General features: G+C 72.5%; 12 protein-coding genes and 1 pseudogene. 6 read left to right on the top strand and 7 right to left on the bottom strand.

The features are described from left to right. Positions 1-101: 101 nt before the first annotated feature. Positions 102-2,132 carry an acetoacetate--CoA ligase gene (locus tag OHS81_RS32265; protein ID WP_328389120.1) on the bottom strand — a complete coding sequence of 677 codons (2,031 nt, stop codon included), beginning with the start codon at positions 2,130-2,132 and terminating at the stop codon, positions 102-104. A 341-nt stretch (positions 2,133-2,473) separates the two neighbouring features. On the opposite strand from OHS81_RS32265, the gene OHS81_RS32260 reads away from it, so the two are divergent. Both OHS81_RS32260 and OHS81_RS32255 read left to right on the top strand, forming a co-directional pair. Further along, on the top strand, positions 2,474-4,870 hold the full coding sequence (locus tag OHS81_RS32260; protein WP_328391569.1) for a glycoside hydrolase family 31 protein: 2,397 nt from the start codon (positions 2,474-2,476) through the stop codon (positions 4,868-4,870). Between the two features lie 148 nt (positions 4,871-5,018). Beyond that, positions 5,019-5,864, top strand: coding sequence for a M15 family metallopeptidase (locus OHS81_RS32255; RefSeq protein ID WP_328389118.1), 846 nt, complete (start codon positions 5,019-5,021; stop codon positions 5,862-5,864). 253 nt (positions 5,865-6,117) lie between these two features. Here OHS81_RS32255 and OHS81_RS32250 read toward each other — a convergent pair whose 3' ends face one another. From OHS81_RS32250 to OHS81_RS32235, 4 genes are all read right to left on the bottom strand, one after another. Then, positions 6,118-6,930 carry an ABC transporter permease gene (locus tag OHS81_RS32250; protein WP_328389116.1) on the bottom strand — a complete coding sequence of 271 codons (813 nt, stop codon included), beginning with the start codon at positions 6,928-6,930 and terminating at the stop codon, positions 6,118-6,120. Between the two features lie 23 nt (positions 6,931-6,953). Further along, complete coding sequence (locus tag OHS81_RS32245) at positions 6,954-7,802, bottom strand: ABC transporter permease (RefSeq protein ID WP_328391567.1); 849 nt, start codon at positions 7,800-7,802, stop codon at positions 6,954-6,956. Between the two features lie 14 nt (positions 7,803-7,816). Next, a complete protein-coding gene (locus OHS81_RS32240) occupies positions 7,817-8,995 on the bottom strand; it encodes an ABC transporter substrate-binding protein (protein WP_328389114.1) in 1,179 nt (392 codons plus the stop codon). A 222-nt stretch (positions 8,996-9,217) separates the two neighbouring features. Beyond that, the gene (locus tag OHS81_RS32235) at positions 9,218-10,309 is read right to left on the bottom strand and encodes an ABC transporter ATP-binding protein (protein WP_328389112.1); all 1,092 of its coding nucleotides are present in this window, start codon (positions 10,307-10,309) and stop codon (positions 9,218-9,220) included. A 211-nt stretch (positions 10,310-10,520) separates the two neighbouring features. On the opposite strand from OHS81_RS32235, the pseudogene OHS81_RS32230 reads away from it, so the two are divergent. The 4 genes and pseudogenes from OHS81_RS32230 to glpK form a co-directional block, all read left to right on the top strand. Next, a pseudogene (locus OHS81_RS32230) lies at positions 10,521-10,979 on the top strand (Zn-ribbon domain-containing OB-fold protein); the annotation flags it as partial. 150 nt (positions 10,980-11,129) lie between these two features. Then, entirely contained in the window at positions 11,130-12,326 is a 1,197-nt protein-coding gene (locus OHS81_RS32225) for a lipid-transfer protein (protein WP_328391565.1), read from the top strand. A 281-nt stretch (positions 12,327-12,607) separates the two neighbouring features. Continuing rightward, complete coding sequence (locus OHS81_RS32220; protein ID WP_328389110.1) at positions 12,608-13,375, top strand: MIP/aquaporin family protein; 768 nt, start codon at positions 12,608-12,610, stop codon at positions 13,373-13,375. 99 nt (positions 13,376-13,474) lie between these two features. Beyond that, positions 13,475-15,010 (top strand): glycerol kinase GlpK, encoded by a 1,536-nt coding sequence (gene glpK / locus OHS81_RS32215; RefSeq protein ID WP_328389108.1) that lies wholly within the window; start codon positions 13,475-13,477, stop codon positions 15,008-15,010. Positions 15,011-15,106: 96 nt separating this feature from the next. Here the strand turns inward: glpK and OHS81_RS32210 are convergent, their stop codons facing one another. After that, positions 15,107-15,718 carry a GTP-binding protein gene (locus OHS81_RS32210; protein ID WP_328389106.1) on the bottom strand — a complete coding sequence of 204 codons (612 nt, stop codon included), beginning with the start codon at positions 15,716-15,718 and terminating at the stop codon, positions 15,107-15,109. 211 nt (positions 15,719-15,929) lie between these two features. Continuing rightward, positions 15,930-16,799 (bottom strand): alpha/beta fold hydrolase, encoded by an 870-nt coding sequence (locus tag OHS81_RS32205; protein ID WP_328389104.1) that lies wholly within the window; start codon positions 16,797-16,799, stop codon positions 15,930-15,932. Between the last annotated feature and the right edge of the window lie 42 nt (positions 16,800-16,841).

Here is a 16,841-nt window from a genome sequence, read left to right as displayed (position 1 = left end):
GAACATCACTTGTCACTGAGAGTAATCGGGGGGTCTGACAATGCGGCCGGGCGCCGGACCGGTGGGCGTGGATGGCCTGGTGGTCCGGCGCGCCGGCGGGCCTACTGCGCGCTGTCGGCGGTGCGGTCGCGGGCCACCCGCTCGTAGAACCGGAGCAGTTCGAGGTTGTCGACGGAGCCGGGGTTGACGGCCTTGTCGAGCGGGGTGCCCTGGAGGAGGCGCTTGACGGGGACCTCGATGCGCTTGCCGGTGAGGGTGTGCGGGACGCCGGGGGCTTCGATGATGTCGTCGGGGACGTGGCGGGGCGAGAGCTGTTCGCGGATGGTGCGCTTGATGCGGTCGCGCAGGGCGTCGTCGAGGGTGGCGCCGGGGGCGAGGTGGACGAAGAGGGGCATCCAGTAGCCGCCGTCGGGGAGTTCCAGGCCGATGACGAGGGATTCGCGGATCTCGGGGAGCCGTTCGACGGCCTCGTAGATGTCGGCGGAGCCCATCCGGACGCCCTGGCGGTTGAGGGTGGAGTCGGAGCGGCCGTGGATGACGACGCTGCCGCGGGAGGTGACGGTGATCCAGTCGCCGTGCCGCCAGACGCCGGGGTACATGTCGAAGTAGCTGTCGTGGTAGCGGGTGCCGTCGGGGTCGTTCCAGAAGCGGGTGGGCATGGACGGCATGGGGTGGGTGACGACGAGTTCGCCGACCTCGTCGATGACCGGTTTGCCCTGGGGGTCCCAGGCCTGCAGGTCGGTGCCGAGGCAGGCGGCCTGGAGTTCGCCGATGTGGACGGGGAGGGTGGGGACGGCGCCGGCGAAGCAGCTGCAGACGTCGGTGCCGCCGCTGACGGAGGCGGTCCACAGGTCGGCGCCGCTCTCCGCGAAGCAGTCGTGGAGCCAGCGGAAGCCGTCGGGCGGGAGCGGGGAGCCGGTGGTGGCGACGCAGGTGACGGCGGAGAGGTCGAGGTCGCGGGCCGGGTGGATGCCGGCCTTGCGGCAGGCCATGACGTAGGCCGCGGAGGTGCCGAAGACGGTGGCGCGGGTGGTTTCGGCGACCCGCCACTGGGCGGAGATGTCGGGGTGTCCCGGGCTGCCGTCGTAGAGCACGATCGTGGCGCCCACCAGGAGGCCGGCGACGAGGAAGTTCCACATCATCCAGCCGGTGGAGGTGTACCAGAAGAACCGGTCATCGGGCCCCAGGTCGCAGTGCAGGCCGGTCTGCTTGAGGTGTTCGAGGAGGATGCCGCCCTGGGACTGGACGATGGCCTTGGGCAGGCCGGTGGTGCCGGAGGAGTACAGGACCCACAGCGGGTGGTCGAAGGGGACCTGTTCGAAGACCGGTTCGGTGTCGTCCGAGGTCAGGTCCGACCAGTTCAGGGCGCCTTCGGGGGCGGGGGTGCCGAGCAGCGGGATGTGGACGACGGCGCGCAGGGTGGGCAGCTCGGCGCGGAGTTCGGCGACGGTGTCGCGGCGGTCGTGCTCCTTGCCGCCGTAGCGGTAGCCGTCGACGGTGAACAGGACGACGGGTTCGATCTGCTGGAAGCGGTCCAGCACGCTGCGGGCGCCGAAGTCGGGGGCGCAGGAGGTCCAGACACCGCCGACCGCGGCGGTGGCGAGGAGCGCGACGACGGCCTGCGGGATGTTCGGGACGTAGGCGCTGACCCGGTCGCCGGGGCGGACGCCGAGGCGGCGGAGTCCGGCGGCCAGCGAGGCGACCTGGGCGCGCAGCTCCGCCCAGGTGACCGGGGTGGGCTCATGGGTCTCGTCGACGTACAGCAGCGCGGGCTCGCCGGCGCGGGCCGGGTCCTCGGCGGCGCGCAGGGCGTGCTCGGCGTAGTTGAGGGTGGCGCCGGGGAACCAGCGGGCGCCGGGCATCGCGCGGTCGGCGAGGACGGTCTCGTACGGGGTGGCGAAGCGGACGTCGAACCACTCGGCGGTGGCCTGCCAGAAGGCGGGGAGGTCGTCGACGGACCAGCGGTGCAGGGCGGCGTAGCTCGTGGCGGGGTCACCGGGGGCGGGTGCGGGCGCGCCGTGGTGCGCGGCCGCCCAGGTGTGGAAGCGGGTGACCTGTGCGCCCGCGATCCGGTCCGGGCCTGGTTGCCAGAGGGGTTCCGGCTGCGGGGCGGACTGCGGTGCGGTGGTCATGATGCGGCTCCCGGGCGGTTACGCGTCGTGGGCGTCGGGTGCGCACGGCGGTGAGGTTCCCCCGGCCCAGTCGGTGGGCGTGTGCGCGTGACACGGCTTGCCTGGACGATGCCATGTGATCGACTTGTGCACCAGGGTGGACTGCCCACATTCGGGGGGTGGCGGGTGTGGTGGCGGCACGTGCTACGGGCCGGTTCCGGGGGTGGTGGTGGGACATACGGCGGGATTCGGCCATCGGGTGACGATCCGCGGGCCTGAAGGTGGCCGAGCGTGACCCCGCGCAGGTGAACGGCAGTTGAACGGTGCCCGCGCACCCCGCCGTCAATGGCAGGCTGACCGGCATGGACGGGCGGGATCTGGTGCGGTCGGTACGGATGATCAAGGCGGTCGGGCCGGTGCAGGGGCTCCGGTCCGTGCGTACGGCGTGGCGGGCGCGGCGGGCGGATGCGCTGGCGCTGCCGCGGCACACCGCCGAGCGGGCGCGGGTGCCGGGGGCGGCTCGCGGCGCGGAGCCCCAGCCGGGCGGCGGGCTGATCCACTTCGAGCGGTCGTCGCTGCGGGTGCGGGTGGCCTCGGGCGGTGCGGTGTTCTGCGGCTGGGAGGGCGCCGAGCCGGAGCCCTCGTACGCGCTGGCCGGGGCGTGCCCCGAGGTGGACGCGCGGGCGGTGCTGGAACCCGACACCGAGGGCGGCTGGCGGGTGGTTTCCGAGCGGGTGCTGGTGGTGGTGTCCCGGCACGGTGCGGTGGAGGTGCGGACGCCCGGCGGGGCGGTGCTGCGGCGGGAGTTGCCGCCGCGCTGGTGGGACCGCACAGCCGCGGAGGGAGCGGGCGGGCGGCCCGGAGGGAGCGGCGCCTCGCGCTGGGTGCAGCGGGCACAGGTCGCCGCCGATGCCCGGTTCTTCGGGCTCGGCGGCCGGGCGCACGGGCCGCGGCTGCGGGACGGTGCGTACCGGCTGTGGAACACGGATCCGGGCGGCGCCTTCGCACCGGGGGACGATCCGCTGTCGCTGACGATGCCGGTGCAGCTGGTGGTGGCGGACGCCGGTACGCATCTGGTCTTCCACGACAACTCCTGGGACGGCCGGGTGACGCTGCGCGAGGGCACGGAGGGTGCGGGCTCGGGGCATGACCGGCCGGGCACCTGTGAAGTGCGGATGGACGGCGGACCGCTGCGCTACTGGGTGCTGGCGGGCACCCCGGCCCGGGTGCTGCAGGGCTGGACGGCACTGACCGGGGCGCCCGCGCTGCCGCCGCAGTGGGCGCTGGGGTACCAGCACGCCCGCTGGGGCTTCGGCGGCCAGGCCGAGGTGCGCCGGGTGGTGGCGGGCTACAAGGAGCGCGGGCTTCCGCTGTCCGCCGTCCATTTGGACATCGACCATTACGACCGGCACCGGGTCTTCACCGTCGACCGGCAGCGCTATCCGGATCTGCCCGGTCTGGCGCGGGAGTTGCGGGCGGACGGGGTGCGGCTGGTGTCGATCGTGGATCCGGCGGTGAAGGCGGAGCCGGGGGACGCGGTGTACGAGGGCGGGGCGGCGGCCGATGCCTTCGTACGGGACGCGCGCGGGCGGGAGGTGCGCGGGGTGGTGTGGCCGGGCGAGTCGGTGTACCCGGATTTCACCGATGCGCGGGCGCGCAAGTGGTGGGGGGCGCTGTACGCGGAACGGCTGGCGCAGGGCTTCGCGGGTGTGTGGCACGACATGAACGAGCCGGTCTCCTTTGCCGCGTTCGGTGAACGGACGCTGCCGCGCTCGGCACGGCACGCCCTGGAGGGCCGGGGCGGCGATCACCGGGAGGCACACAACGTCTACGGCCTTGCCATGGCACGGGCCGGCTTCGAGGGGCTGTGCGAACTGCGTCCTGCCGAGCGGCCGTTCCTGTTCTCCCGTTCGGGCTGGGCGGGGCTGCAGCGCTACGGCGGCAGCTGGTCGGGCGATGTGGCGACGGGCTGGGCGGGGCTGCGGGCTTCGCTGTCGCTGGTGCTGGGGCTGGGCCTGTGCGGGGTGCCGTACAGCGGTCCCGATATCGGCGGGTTCTCCGGGGTGCCGTCCCCGGAGCTGTATCTGCGGTGGTTCCAACTGGGGGCCTTCCTGCCGCTGTTCCGTACCCATTCGGCGCTCGGGGCGGGGCGGCGGGAGCCGTGGGAGTACGGGGACGAGGTGCTCGAACACGCCCGTACGGCGCTGCGCGAACGGCAGCGGCTGCTGCCGTACTTCGGGACGCTGGGCCAGTTGGCGCGGCTGACCGGCGCGCCGTACGTCCGGCCGGTGTGGTGGAGCGCCCCGCGGGACCGGGCGCTGCGGGACTGCGAGGACGCCTTTCTGCTGGGGGATGCGCTGCTGGTGGCGCCGGCCCTGGCGGCCGGCGTCACCCGGCGGCCGGTGCGGCTGCCGCGTGGCCGGTGGTACGACACCGCGACGGGGCGGGCGTACGACGGTCCCGGGCAGGTGTGGGTGGAGGCGCCGCTGTCGCGGATACCGGTGCTGGCACGGGCCGGTGCGGTGCTGCCGGTGACCGGGGCGGACGGCGGGACGGAGCTGGAGGTGTGGGCGCCGGTGGCCGGGCGCGGGGGCAGCGGGCTGGTGGTGCCGGACGCCGGGGACGGCTGGCAGCGACCGACGGTGGAGCGGTTCACCTCGCGGTGGGAGGGCGACCGGGTGGTCGTGGAGCGGCGGGACGGGGGCGCGGTGGGGTATCCGGTGCGGGTACGGGGGTGGGAGGAGGGGGTAGGGACGTAGCGGGCTGGAGGGGGAGACGAGCGCGCTACGGGGCGGAGCGGGCTGCGCGGCGGAGTGGTTGCGCGGCTGTGCGGTTACGCAGTTGCGCGGTTGAGCGGTTGTGCGGCAGGGCTTCCCTCCTCCCTGCCGCGCCTGGTAGACGGGGGCCATGCCGAGACTTGCTGCCGCGCTGCGCGGCCTTGCTGCCGCTGCCGCCGCGCTGATCACTGTGACCGCCGTCCCTTCGGGTGCGGCGGCGGACACCGTCCCGCACCTCCCGGCGCCGTCGTCGCAGCCGGCCAACGCCCCCAAGGCACCTGCGGAGTTCGTCGCGCTGCGGGACGTGGATCCCACCGTCATCCAGGAGATGCGCTACTTCACCCCGCACGACTTCATGGGAGTGCCGGTGACCGGCTACCGGGCGCCGATGTGCCTGCTGACCCGGGACGCGGCACGGGCGTTGCACCGGGCGCAGCGCTCGTTCCTGCGCCGCGGGTACTCCCTCAAGGTCTATGACTGCTACCGGCCGCAGCGCGCGGTGGACCACTTCGTGGCCTGGGCCAAGGACCTCGGCGACCAGCGGATGAAGGCCGAGTTCTATCCGCGGGTCGACAAGTCGACGCTGTTCCGGGACGGCTATATCGCGGAGAACTCCGGGCACAGCAGGGGCAGCACCCTGGATCTGACGCTGGTGCGGCTGCCGGCCCTGCCCACCCGGCCGTATGTCCCCGGGGAGCCGCTGTCCTCGTGTTACGGCCCGAAGGCGGCCCGCTTCCCGGACAATTCGCTGGACATGGGCACCGGCTTCGACTGCTTCGACACGCTGGCGCACACCCTCGACCCGCGGATCAAGGGCGAACAGCGGGCCAACCGGCTGCTGTTGAAGGACGGCCTGGAGCGGGCCGGATTCGTCAACTACGACAAGGAGTGGTGGCACTACACCTTCACCCCGGAGACGTTTCCGGACACCTACTTCGACTTCCCGGTCGCGCGGCGGTCGCTCGTGCGGCACTGACCGGTCGCGCACGTCGTTGGCTTCCCTCGTGGCACGTGCCCAAAGGCGAGCGGGAGGAGGGCCGTGGACCGGGCTCTCCTCCGCCGTCGCACCGCCGACGGGCCGGGGCACCGAATCACCCCCGTCGATCCCGTGCCCCGGACCCTGCTGTGAGGGACGCGGCCGGACCGTGTCCGGTTCGATGAAAGTCTGCGGAGTCACCCTTTCGGGGAACCTGCGCCGTACGCTCAGAGCCGGCCGCCGGTCCGTACGCTCACAACCGGCCGCCGGCGGTGTCCGACGAGAGTCGCTGGGCGGCGTACACCGGGATGACCGACAGGGCGATCAGCAGCGCGGCGAGCACATCGACGACCGGTGCCTGGTGGGGGCGGGCCAGGTTCTCGTAGATCCAGATCGGCAGCGTCCTGGTGCCCGCGCCCGCCGTGAAGGTGGTCACCACGACCTCGTCGAAGGAGAGCGCGAAGGCCAGCAGCGCGCCGGCGAACAGCGCCGGGCGCAGCGCCGGGAAGGTGACGTACCGCAGGGTCTGCCAGGGGCGGGCGCCCAGGTCGGCGGAGGCCTCGGCCAGGGACGGGGCGATCCGGCGGAGCCGGGCGGCGACGTTGTTGAAGACGATGACGACGCAGAAGGTGGCATGGCCGACAACGACCGTGAAGAGGCCGAAGCCGATGCCCAGCGGCGCAAGGACGGTGCGGAAGGCGGCGTTGAGGGCGATGCCGGTGATGATGCCGGGCAGGGCGATCGGCAGCACGATCAGGAACGAGACGGTCTGCCGTCCGAAGAAGCGGTGGCGGTGCACGGCGAAGGCCGCGAGCGAGCCGAGGAGCAGGGCGACGGCGGTGGCACCGAGGCCCGCCCGCAACGAGGTCCCCAGGGCGTCGCGGGCGCCCGCGCTGTGCAGGGCGCGGCTCCACCACTCGCCGGTCAGCGCGCGGGGCGGCCAGGCGAACGAGGGGTCGGCGTTGACGGAGTTGAGGAGGACCAGGAGGAGGGGGAGGTAGATCAGGGCGAGACCGGCGGCCGTGAGGCAGCCGAGGACGATCCGGGCGGTGCGGGTGAGGTGCATCCGGCTGCCTCCTTCGGTTCCGGTCAGAGCGAGTCGAGCGCGCCGGCCCGGCGGACGGCGGCGAGGTAGCAGACGACGAGGGCGACCGGGACCGCGGAGAGCGCCGCCGCGAGCGGCAGATCGAGGGTGACCTGGGAGGCGATGACATTGCCCAGGAGCTGGGTGCGGCCGCCGACGATCTGCACGGTGAGGTAGTCGCCGAGGGAGAGCGAGAAGGTGAAGACGGAACCCGCCAGGAGCGCGGGACGGACGGCGGGCGCCACGACGGAGCGCAGGGTCCGTACGGTGCCCGCACCGAGGTCGGCGGAGGCCTCCAGCTGGTGGGCGGGCAGCCGTTCCAGGGCGGCGTGGACCGGAAGGATCATGTACGGCAGCCAGAGGTAGGCGAGCACGAGCACGACGGCGGCCGTGCCGTATCCGGGGCCGTGCAGGCCGAGCGGGGCGAGTGCCGCGTTGACGATGCCGTGCTCGCCGAGCATCACCCGCCAGGCGTACGCCTTGACCAGATAGCCGGCCCACAGCGGGGTCAGCACGGCCACCAGCAGGGCGCGGCGCAGCCGGCCGGCCGCCACCCGCGCCATGAAGAAGGCCATCGGCAGCGCGAGCAGGGCGTCGAGGAGCGTGACGGCGACGGCGATACCGAGGGTGCGCAGGGCGACGGTGCGGTAGACGGGGGTGGTGAGGATGTCGCGGAAGTTGTCGGTGGTCCAGGTGTGGACGACATCCGAGGTGAAGGGGTCGGTGGTCCAGAAGGCGGAGAGCAGGAGGACGGCGAGGGAGCCGAGGTAGGCGAGGAGCAGCCACACGAGGGGCGGGGCGAGGAGCGCGGCGAGCCGGCCGCGGGCGCGGGGCTCATGGCGCGTGGCGGACACCCGGGCGCCCGCGCTCAGCCCTTGATCTCCGTCCAGGCACGGGTCCACTCCGCGTAGTCGGTGCACGTGACGTTCCTGCGGCCGTCGAGGCACTGCGGGACGGGGGTGGTCCAGAAGTGGATGCGGCGGTAGTAGGCCTCGTCATCGGCGTGGTAGACGGCGCAGTGACGAGGGTCGGCGGTTTCCTTGCAGGCCTTGGCGTTGGCGGGCGCCTCGCCGAAGTACTCGGCGACCTGGGCGTTCACCTTCGGGGAGACGATCCAGTTGAGCCACTTGTAGGCGCAGTTGGGGTGGGCGGCCTTGGCGGAAACCATCCAGGTGTCGGACCAGCCGGTGGCCCCCTCCTTGGGGAGGACCGCCTTGACGGGGGCCTTTTCCGCGGCGGCGGTGTTGGCGATGACCTGCCAGGTGGTGCCGAGGACGCTGTCGCCGCCCTTGAAGGCGGTGACTTCCTTCTGGTAGTCGCTCCAGTATTCGCCGATCTGCTGCCGCTGCTTCTTCAACAGGGCCACGGCGGCGTCGAGTTGGGTACGGTCCAGGGCGTACGGGTCCTTGATGCCGAGTGCGGGACGGGTCTTCATCAGGTAGAGGGCGGCGTCGGCGATGTAGATGGGCGAGTCGTAGGCGGTGACCTTGCCCGCATACTTCGCCGCGCCGTCGAAGACGGCCTTCCAGGAGTCGGGGGCCGGGGAGACCTTGTCGGTGCGGTACATCAGCAGATTGGCGCCGCGGCCGTGCGGGATGCCGTACATCTTCCCGTCCTTGGAGTTGAACGGGCGCATCTTCAGGCCGCTGAAGATGTCGCGGTAGTTCGGCACCAGACGGGTGTTGACGGGCGCCACGTCCCCGGCGGCGATCAGCCGCAGCGTGGCGTCGCCGGACGCGGACACGGTGTCGTACTGGCCGGTCTTCATCAGCGAGACCATCTCGTCGGAGGTCCCGGCGGTCTTGGTGTTGACCTTGCAGCCGGTCTGCTTCTCGAAGGGGTGCACCCAGTCGGCCTTGGGGTCGTTGGAGCCGTCCTCGGCATATCCGGCCCAGGCGATGATGTCGACCCGGCCCTCACCCTTGCCGACGGTCTGCTGTTCGGCGGCTCCCCCGCCCTGCGTTCCGCCGTCGCCGGAGCCGCAGGCGACGGCCAGCGCCAGGACCCCGGCCGCCACTGCGGCCTTCCACGGATTCGCGTTACGCATGGTGAACTCCCGCTGTCGCACACGGCTGTCGAGCCCCGCCAGTATCCGGAAGCTGACCGTCTGCCACCAGAGCGCGTCGGGAACCGGGATGCGCCCCGGTGCGTTGTACGACGATCCCTCAGGCGGGCACCGGCCCCGGCGGGACAAGCGGCCTGAGCTGGGGAATCTGCCTCACCTGGGCACCGGCCCCAGCCGGACACCGGCCTCAGCCCGGCACCGGCCTCAGCCCGGCACCGGAAGGGCGTCGGCGGCGTTCCACAGCAGATGGACTGCGGCGCCAGGACGGGCGGCGTCCGGCAGGTCCGTGGAGTTCAGCCGCACGGCGGTGAGCTGGTCGTCGCCTGCGTCGAGTCGGACCACCACGCGCGTGTGGGCACCGACGTGCGCGATCTCGGTGACCCTGCCGGGCACACACCGCTCCCCCGGTGCCGGGGCGCCGCCCGGGCCGCCGTTCGGGCCGTCCGGAGCGACGATCCGGATCCGCTCGGGGCGGAGACTGTACGTGCCCGGGGCGCCGATCACACGGACCGCGGCCTGGTCACGCAGCAGATTGGTGGTACCGATGAAGCCCGCGACGAACGCGGTGGCCGGGCGGTCGTAGATCTCCAGCGGCGAGCCGGTCTGCACGATACGGCCGTGGTCGAGGACGGCAATGCGGTCGCTGAGCGTCAGCGCCTCCTCCTGGTCGTGGGTGACGAGGAGGAAGGTGACGCCGGTGGCGCGCTGGATGCGCTGGAGTTCGCGCTGCATCTCCTGCCGCAGCTGGAGGTCGAGCGCGCCGAGGGGTTCGTCGAGCAGCAGCAGCCCGGGGTCGTCGATCAGGACGCGGGCCAGGGCGACGCGCTGGCGCTGGCCGCCGGAGAGCCGGTCGGGCCGGCGCGCGCCGTGGCCGTCGAGGCGTACGGTGCGCAGGGCCGCACGGGCGCGGGCGAGGCGTTCGGATTTGCGCACCCCGGCGACGGTGAGCGCGTAGGCGACGTTCTGCTCGACGGTCATATGGGGGAAGAGCGCGTAGTCCTGGAAGACGGTGTGGACGTCGCGGCGGCTGGGCGGAAGTGCGGTGACATCGCTCCCGGCGAGTTCGATGCGGCCCGAGGCGGGCCGTTCGAAGCCGGCGATCAGGCGCAGCAGGGTGGTCTTGCCCGAGCCGGAGGGGCCGAGGAGGGAGAAGAACTCGCCTTCCCCGATGGTCAGCTCGGCGCCGTCGACGGCACGCAGCGCACCGAATTGCTTGGTGACGGCAGTGAGCCGTACGGCGGGCGTCGCAGCTGCCGTGGGGGCGGGACGGGCGTCGGTACGGGCGGCTTCGGTCACGGGCGCTCCCCCTCGTGAACGGCTTGATCGCCCGGCGACTGTACCGGGGTTCCGTGCGGGGCGGCAGCGTGGCACACTCCTGACGTTCCGTCAGTTCTTGAGTTCCAAGAGTTCCAACCGTTCCAAGAGTTCCAACCGTTCCATCAGTTCCATTGCGTTCGGTCAGTTCCGTTGTGCTCCGTTGTGGTCGGTCTGCGGTCGGGGAGGGTCTGTGGCACAGACACGGAAGCCGGTGGTGCCGGGGTGGTTCGATCAGGACGCGGCGCACTTCCGGCTGCTGGGGACGCGCTGCCGGGCCTGTGGTGCGGTGTTCTTCCCCCGCGAGGACACCTTCTGCCGCAACCCCGCGTGCGGGAGTGACGAGCTGGTGGAGGTGCCGCTGTCCCGGCGCGGCACGGTCTGGTCCTACACCGACGCGCGCTACCGTCCGCCCTCGCCTTACGTCTCCGATCCGGAGGCCGAGTGGCGGCCGTACGCCTTGGTCGCCGTGGAGCTGGCGGAGGAACGGATGGTGGTCCTCGGGCAGGCTGCGCCCGGCGTCCGCGCCGCGGATCTCGGCGTGGGCACGGAGGTCGAGCTGGTTCCCGGGACCGTCGCCGCGGACGTGGGCGACGACGGGGACGACGGGGACGTCCGGACGACGTGGCATTGGCGGCCGTGCGGGCCGGGTCAAGGGGCCGTGACGGAGGGCGCGGAGGCTGTGACGGATCCGGCGGAGGGCGTGGCCGATGCCGCGGGGGCGGTGGCCGGTGCCGAGGATGCCGCGAGCGCCGGCCCGCGGGCGGAAACCGCATCTCTACACCTGGCCGTAGCCGGCGACCTGGCCACGCCCGGCGACGTGGCCGTACTGGGCGCCGGTATGCACCCCTGGGGGAAGTGGGGGCGCAGCTTCGTCGAGTACGGCACGAAGGCGGCCAGGGAGGCGCTTGCGGACGCCGGGCTCGACTGGCGCGCCGTGCAGAGCATCGTCGGCGCCGACACGGTACGCGGCGGCTATCCCGGTTATGTGGCGGGCGCGACCTTCGCCAAGGCGCTGGGCTGGCAGGGCGCCCGGGTGACCAGCGTCTATGCCGCCTGTGCATCCGGCGCGCAGGCCATCGGCGCCGCGCGGGCACAGATCCTCTCGGGGATGGCGGAGGTGGCCCTGGTGGTGGGCGCCGACGCCGCGCCCAAGGGCTTCTTCACCCCGGCGGGCGGCGACCGGCCCGACGATCCCGACTGGCTGCGGTTCCGGGTGCTGGGCGCCACCAACCCGGCGTACTTCGGGCTGTACGCGCGCCGCCGGATGGCGCTGTACGGCGAGACGACCGACGACTTCGCGCAGGTGAAGGTCAAGAACTCGGCGGCGGGCGCGGCCAATCCGTACGCCCGCTACCGCAAGCAGGTCACCGCGCGGGAGGTCGCCGCGTCGGCCGTGGTCTGCGATCCGCTGCGGCTGCTGGACATCTGTGCCACCTCCGACGGCGCCGCGGCACTGGTCCTGACCAGCATGGACTTCGCCCGCCGGCATGGCGTCACGGATCCGGTACGGATCCGCGCGGTCTCCACCGCCACCCCGCGGTATCCGCGGACCGTACTGGATCTGCCGGAAATCGCCACCGATTCCGCGGCCGCCGTTCCGGAACCGGAGACCGGCTTCCGGGCGTCGGTCGCGCACACCGCCTACGAGGAGGCCGGGATCGGACCCGGGGAACTGTCCCTGGCCGAGGTCTACGACCTGTCCACCGCGCTGGAGTTGGAGTGGTACGAGGACCTGGGGCTGTGCGGCGCGGGTGAGGCGGCCAAGCTGTTGCGGGACGGGGTGACGGCGCTGGGCGGGCGGCTGCCGGTGAATGCCAGCGGCGGTCTGGCCTCCTTCGGGGAAGCCGTACCGGCCCAGGCCATCGCCCAGGTCTGCGAGCTGACCTGGCAGTTGCGGGGGCAGGCGGGCGCGCGGCAGGTGGCGGATGCCCGGGTGGGGGTGAGCGCCAACCAAGGGCTGTTCGGGCACGGGTCGGCGGTGGTCGCGGTGCGGTGACGTGGTGGTGCGGGGAGCCGTGACCGTGGTGGACGCGCGTGGCGCGAGGACCCTTGGATGACGGACGCGCGCCCCCACTCCACCCGTCGGCTGCCGACGGCAGCCGCCGCGGTGCGCGACCTTGACGCCCCCTCATCACCGGTGAACACTTCCGGATGCCAGTCGGCATCGCCGCACTCAGGCACCCCGGCCGGTGGCAGCGGTCGTCCGCTGCCCGCCGGTGGCACGCACCCTGCACGGAGGACCGGGGGACGTCCCCGGGCGAGGGCCAAGGAGCCGCCATGTATTCCAATGGGGACATCATCGTCGGTGAAGTGATCGGCACCGCGATACTCATACTCTTCGGGGCCGGTGTGTGCGCCGGCGTCACCCTGCACCACTCCAAGGCGAAGGACGCCGGCTGGGTCGTGATCGCTTTCGGCTGGGGCATGGGCGTGCTGGCCGGCGCCTACACCGCGGCGCCGCTGTCCGGCGGGCATCTCAACCCCGCGGTGACGCTCGGCTCGGCGGTCGCGGGCGGCACCGAGTGGTCGAAGGTGCCGCTGTACATCCTGGCCCAGATGGCCGGTGCGGCGATCGGGGCCGTACTGGCCTGGGCGCTGTACTACGCGCAGTTCGCCGCCAACGCGGATCGGGACAAGGCCCAGCCGACGCTGGGGATCTTCTCCACCGGCCCGGAGATCCGCAAGCCGGCCGCCAACCTCGTCACCGAGATCATCGCCACCATCGGTCTGGTGCTGCCGCTGCTGTTCTTCGGCCGGAACCCGGGCATCGGCATCGGCCAGGTTCCCGGCGGGCAGGTGGGCGTCTACGGCTCCGGGATCAATGTGCTGCTGGTCGCCCTGCTGGTCGTCGGGATCGGGCTGTCGCTGGGCGGGCCCACCGGCTACGCCATCAACCCCGCCCGTGACCTCGGGCCGCGTCTGGTGCACGCGCTGCTGCCGATCCCCAACAAGGGTTCCTCGGACTGGAGTTACTCCTGGATCCCGGTGGCCGGGCCGCTGATCGGCGCGGTGCTGTCCGGCCTGGTCTACCACGCGGCGTTCTGACCCCGGCCGGGGCGTGTCCGCCCGGGCGGCCCGTTGCCCGGGCCCGGCGCCCAGGGCCCCGCTGCACCCACTCACCAGGACTTCAGGAGGCGTGACGGCATGACGGAGCGAACCGCGAAGACCGAGAAGTATGTAGCCGCGATCGACCAGGGCACCACCTCCAGCCGCTGCATCATCTTCGACCACGGCGGGGCGATCGTCGCCGTCGACCAGCGCGAGCACCGGCAGATCTTCCCCAGGCCGGGCTGGGTGGAGCACGATGCCACCGAGATCTGGTCGAAGGTGCAGGCCGTGGTGGCGGGCGCGCTGGCCGGGGCGGGGCTGCGCGCGGACCAGCTCAGCGCGCTGGGCATCACCAACCAGCGGGAGACCACGGTCCTGTGGGACCGGGTCACCGGCAGGCCGGTGCACCACGCGATCGTCTGGCAGGACACCCGTACCGCCCAGCTGTGCGCGGAACTGGGCGGCGCGGACGGCCAGGACCGTTTCCGTGAGGCCACCGGGCTCCCGTTGGCCAGCTACTTCTCCGGGCCGAAGGCCGCCTGGCTGCTGGACGAGGTGCCGGGGCTGCGGGCCCGTGCCGAGCGCGGCGAGATCGCGTTCGGCACCATCGACTCCTGGCTGATCTGGAATCTGACCGGCGGCACCGACGGCGGGGTGCATGTCACCGATGTGACCAACGCGGGCCGCACGATGCTGATGAACCTCGCCACCCTCCAGTGGGATCCGGCGATCCTGTCGGCAATGAATGTGCCGGCCGCGATGCTGCCGGAGATCAGGTCGTCGGCCGAGGTGTACGGCACGGCCGTGGGGCAGCTGCACGGCGTGCCGGTGGCGTCCGCCCTCGGCGACCAGCAGGCGGCCGTCTTCGGCCAGACCTGCTACGGCGTCGGCGAGGCCAAGAACACCTACGGCACCGGCTCGTTCCTGCTGCTGAACACCGGAAACCGCCCGGTCCCGTCCAAGAACGGGCTGCTGACGACGATGGGCTACCAGCTCGCCGGCGAGCCGCCGGTCTACTGTCTGGAGGGGTCCATCGCCGTCACCGGCTCGCTGGTGCAGTGGTTCCGCGACCAGCTGGGCATCATCGCGTCGGCCGAGGAGATCGAGCCGCTGGCGGCGAGCGTCCCGGACAACGGCGGGGCGTATGTCGTACCGGCGTTCTCCGGTCTGTTCGCGCCCTACTGGCGCTCCGACGCACGCGGCGTGATCACCGGTCTGACCGGGTTCGTCACCAAGGCGCATCTGGCGCGCGCCGTACTGGAGGCGACCAGCTGGCAGACCCGGGAGGTGGTGGACGCCATGTTCCAGGATTCGGGTGTGCAGATCACCCAGCTCAAGGTCGACGGGGGCATGACCGCCAACCATCTGCTGATGCAGCATCAGGCGGATGTGCTGGACGTACCGGTGATCCGGCCGGTGATCTCGGAGACCACCTGTCTGGGAGCGGCGTACGCGGCCGGTCTGGCGACCGGTGTCTGGCAGGATCTCGACGAGCTGCGGACCCACTGGAAGCGGGACACGCAGTGGACACCGCGGATGGACACGCAGACCCGCGAGCGCGAGTTCGCCAACTGGCGCCGGGCCGTGGAGCGCAGCTTCGGCTGGCTGGCCGGGGACGGCTCGGCGGGGTAACAGCGCCGGCAGCACGCAGACGTACGGCCCGTACCCCGGACGGCGGGGTACGGGCCGTACTTCCGCGCCCCGCCAGGGAGCCCGTCAGGGAGCCCGTCAGGGGAGCGCGGGCTCCCGGCGGCGGGCGCCGGCCTCCCTGGCATGCTCGACGACGGAGATCAGCACATCCCGCGCGGAGTCCTTGAGGCGGGCATCACACAGCATCACCGGCACCTGGGGGTCGAGGTCCAGGGCGTCGCGTACGGATTCCGGCGGGTAGCGGTCGGCGCCGTCGAAGCAGTTGACGGCGACCGTGAAGGGCAGTCCGCGCCGCTCGAAGTAGTCGATGGCGGCGAAGCTGTCCGCCAGCCGCCGGGTGTCCGCCAGCACCACCGCACCGAGCGCGCCCCGGGCGAGTTCGTCCCACAGGAACCAGAAGCGGTCCTGCCCCGGGGTGCCGAAGAGGTACAGGACCAGTTTGTCGTGGACGGTGATCCGCCCGAAGTCCATGGCGACCGTGGTGGTGGTCTTGCTCTCCACCCCGTCGAGGTCGTCGAGCGGCCGCCCTGCCTCGGTCAGCCGCTCCTCGGTACGCAGTGGTTTGATCTCGCTGACGGCACCGACCAGGGTGGTCTTACCGACCCCGAATCCGCCCGCGACCAGGATCTTGAGCGTCACCGGCTCGACGGCGGCGGACCGTCGGCGGCGATCGGATCGCCCGAAGGCCATGGGATTCTTCTCCTGAATTGCCGTGTATACGGGTGGAGCTCACGCTTGTCACCCGAGCGACGGTGCACGGGGCAGCAGGCGCAAGGGAACGGTACAACGTGCTCGGCACGGCGCCCACTTGAGATGCGTCACGCCGGGGGTCGCCGGGGGGCACCGGGGGGGCAGAGGCCGCCAAGCTGCCCCGGACAGCGCCCCGGCCCCGCCCCGGCCTTCAGGCGTACTGCCCGAGGTGGTCGAGGATCTTGGGTGTGACCACGTCGGGGACCTCTTCGGGCAGCCAGTGGCTGGCGCCCTCCAGGGCCTCGAAGCGGTAGGGGCCGTCCACCCACTCCCCCGTGGACTCGGCGGCGCCGCGGCCCAGGGCGGTGTCCTCGCTGCCCCACAGGAAGAGGGTGGGGACGGTGATCCGGCCCGCGGGCACCGAGATGACCGACTCCGGGGCGCGGTACCAGTTCAGCGTGGCGGTGAGCGCGCCCGGGGCGGAGAGCCTTCGGACATTGCCGTCCACGAGGGCGGCGGGCACCTTGCCGGCGTAGGCGGCGCGCAGCCGGGCGGCGTCGTCGGCGAGCAGCGCGGTCTCCGCGGCGCCGTCGTCACGGCGGAAGAAGCGGACGTAGTCGAGGCGGTGGTGCTGGCCGGGGTCCTCGGCGGCGGCCCGGTTGAGCGCGTCGGGGTGCGGGGTGGCCAGTACGGTCAGGGATTTCAGCCGCTCGGGGTGGGCGCCGGCCAGCGCCCAGGCGACCATGCCGCCCCAGTCGTGCGAGACGAGGTGGAAGCGGTCCGCGCCCTGGGATTCCGCGAAGGCGAGGGCGTCGGCGACGAGTTCGGGGACGGCGTAGTCGGCGATCCGGGGCGGGCGGGCGCGCGGGGAGTAGCCGCGCTGGTCGACGGCGACGGCGCGGTAGCCGGCCGCGCCGAGGGCGGGGAGCACGGCGCTCCAGGAGTCGGCGAACTCGGGCCAGCCGTGCAGCAACAGGACGAGCGCACCGTCGGCGGGGCCGCAGGCCAGAGCGTCGTAGGTGTGCGGGCCGGCCTGGATCTCCAGGTGTTCAACGGGTGCCGGGGTCGCGTCCGTGGCCATGGCGGCGGATCTCCTCCTGTTGACAAGTGCTCAACAGGCACC

This window comes from Streptomyces sp. NBC_00400, from assembly GCF_036048035.1.
Lineage (GTDB): Bacteria > Actinomycetota > Actinomycetes > Streptomycetales > Streptomycetaceae > Streptomyces.
This window is presented reverse-complemented; position numbering and strand designations above follow the sequence as displayed.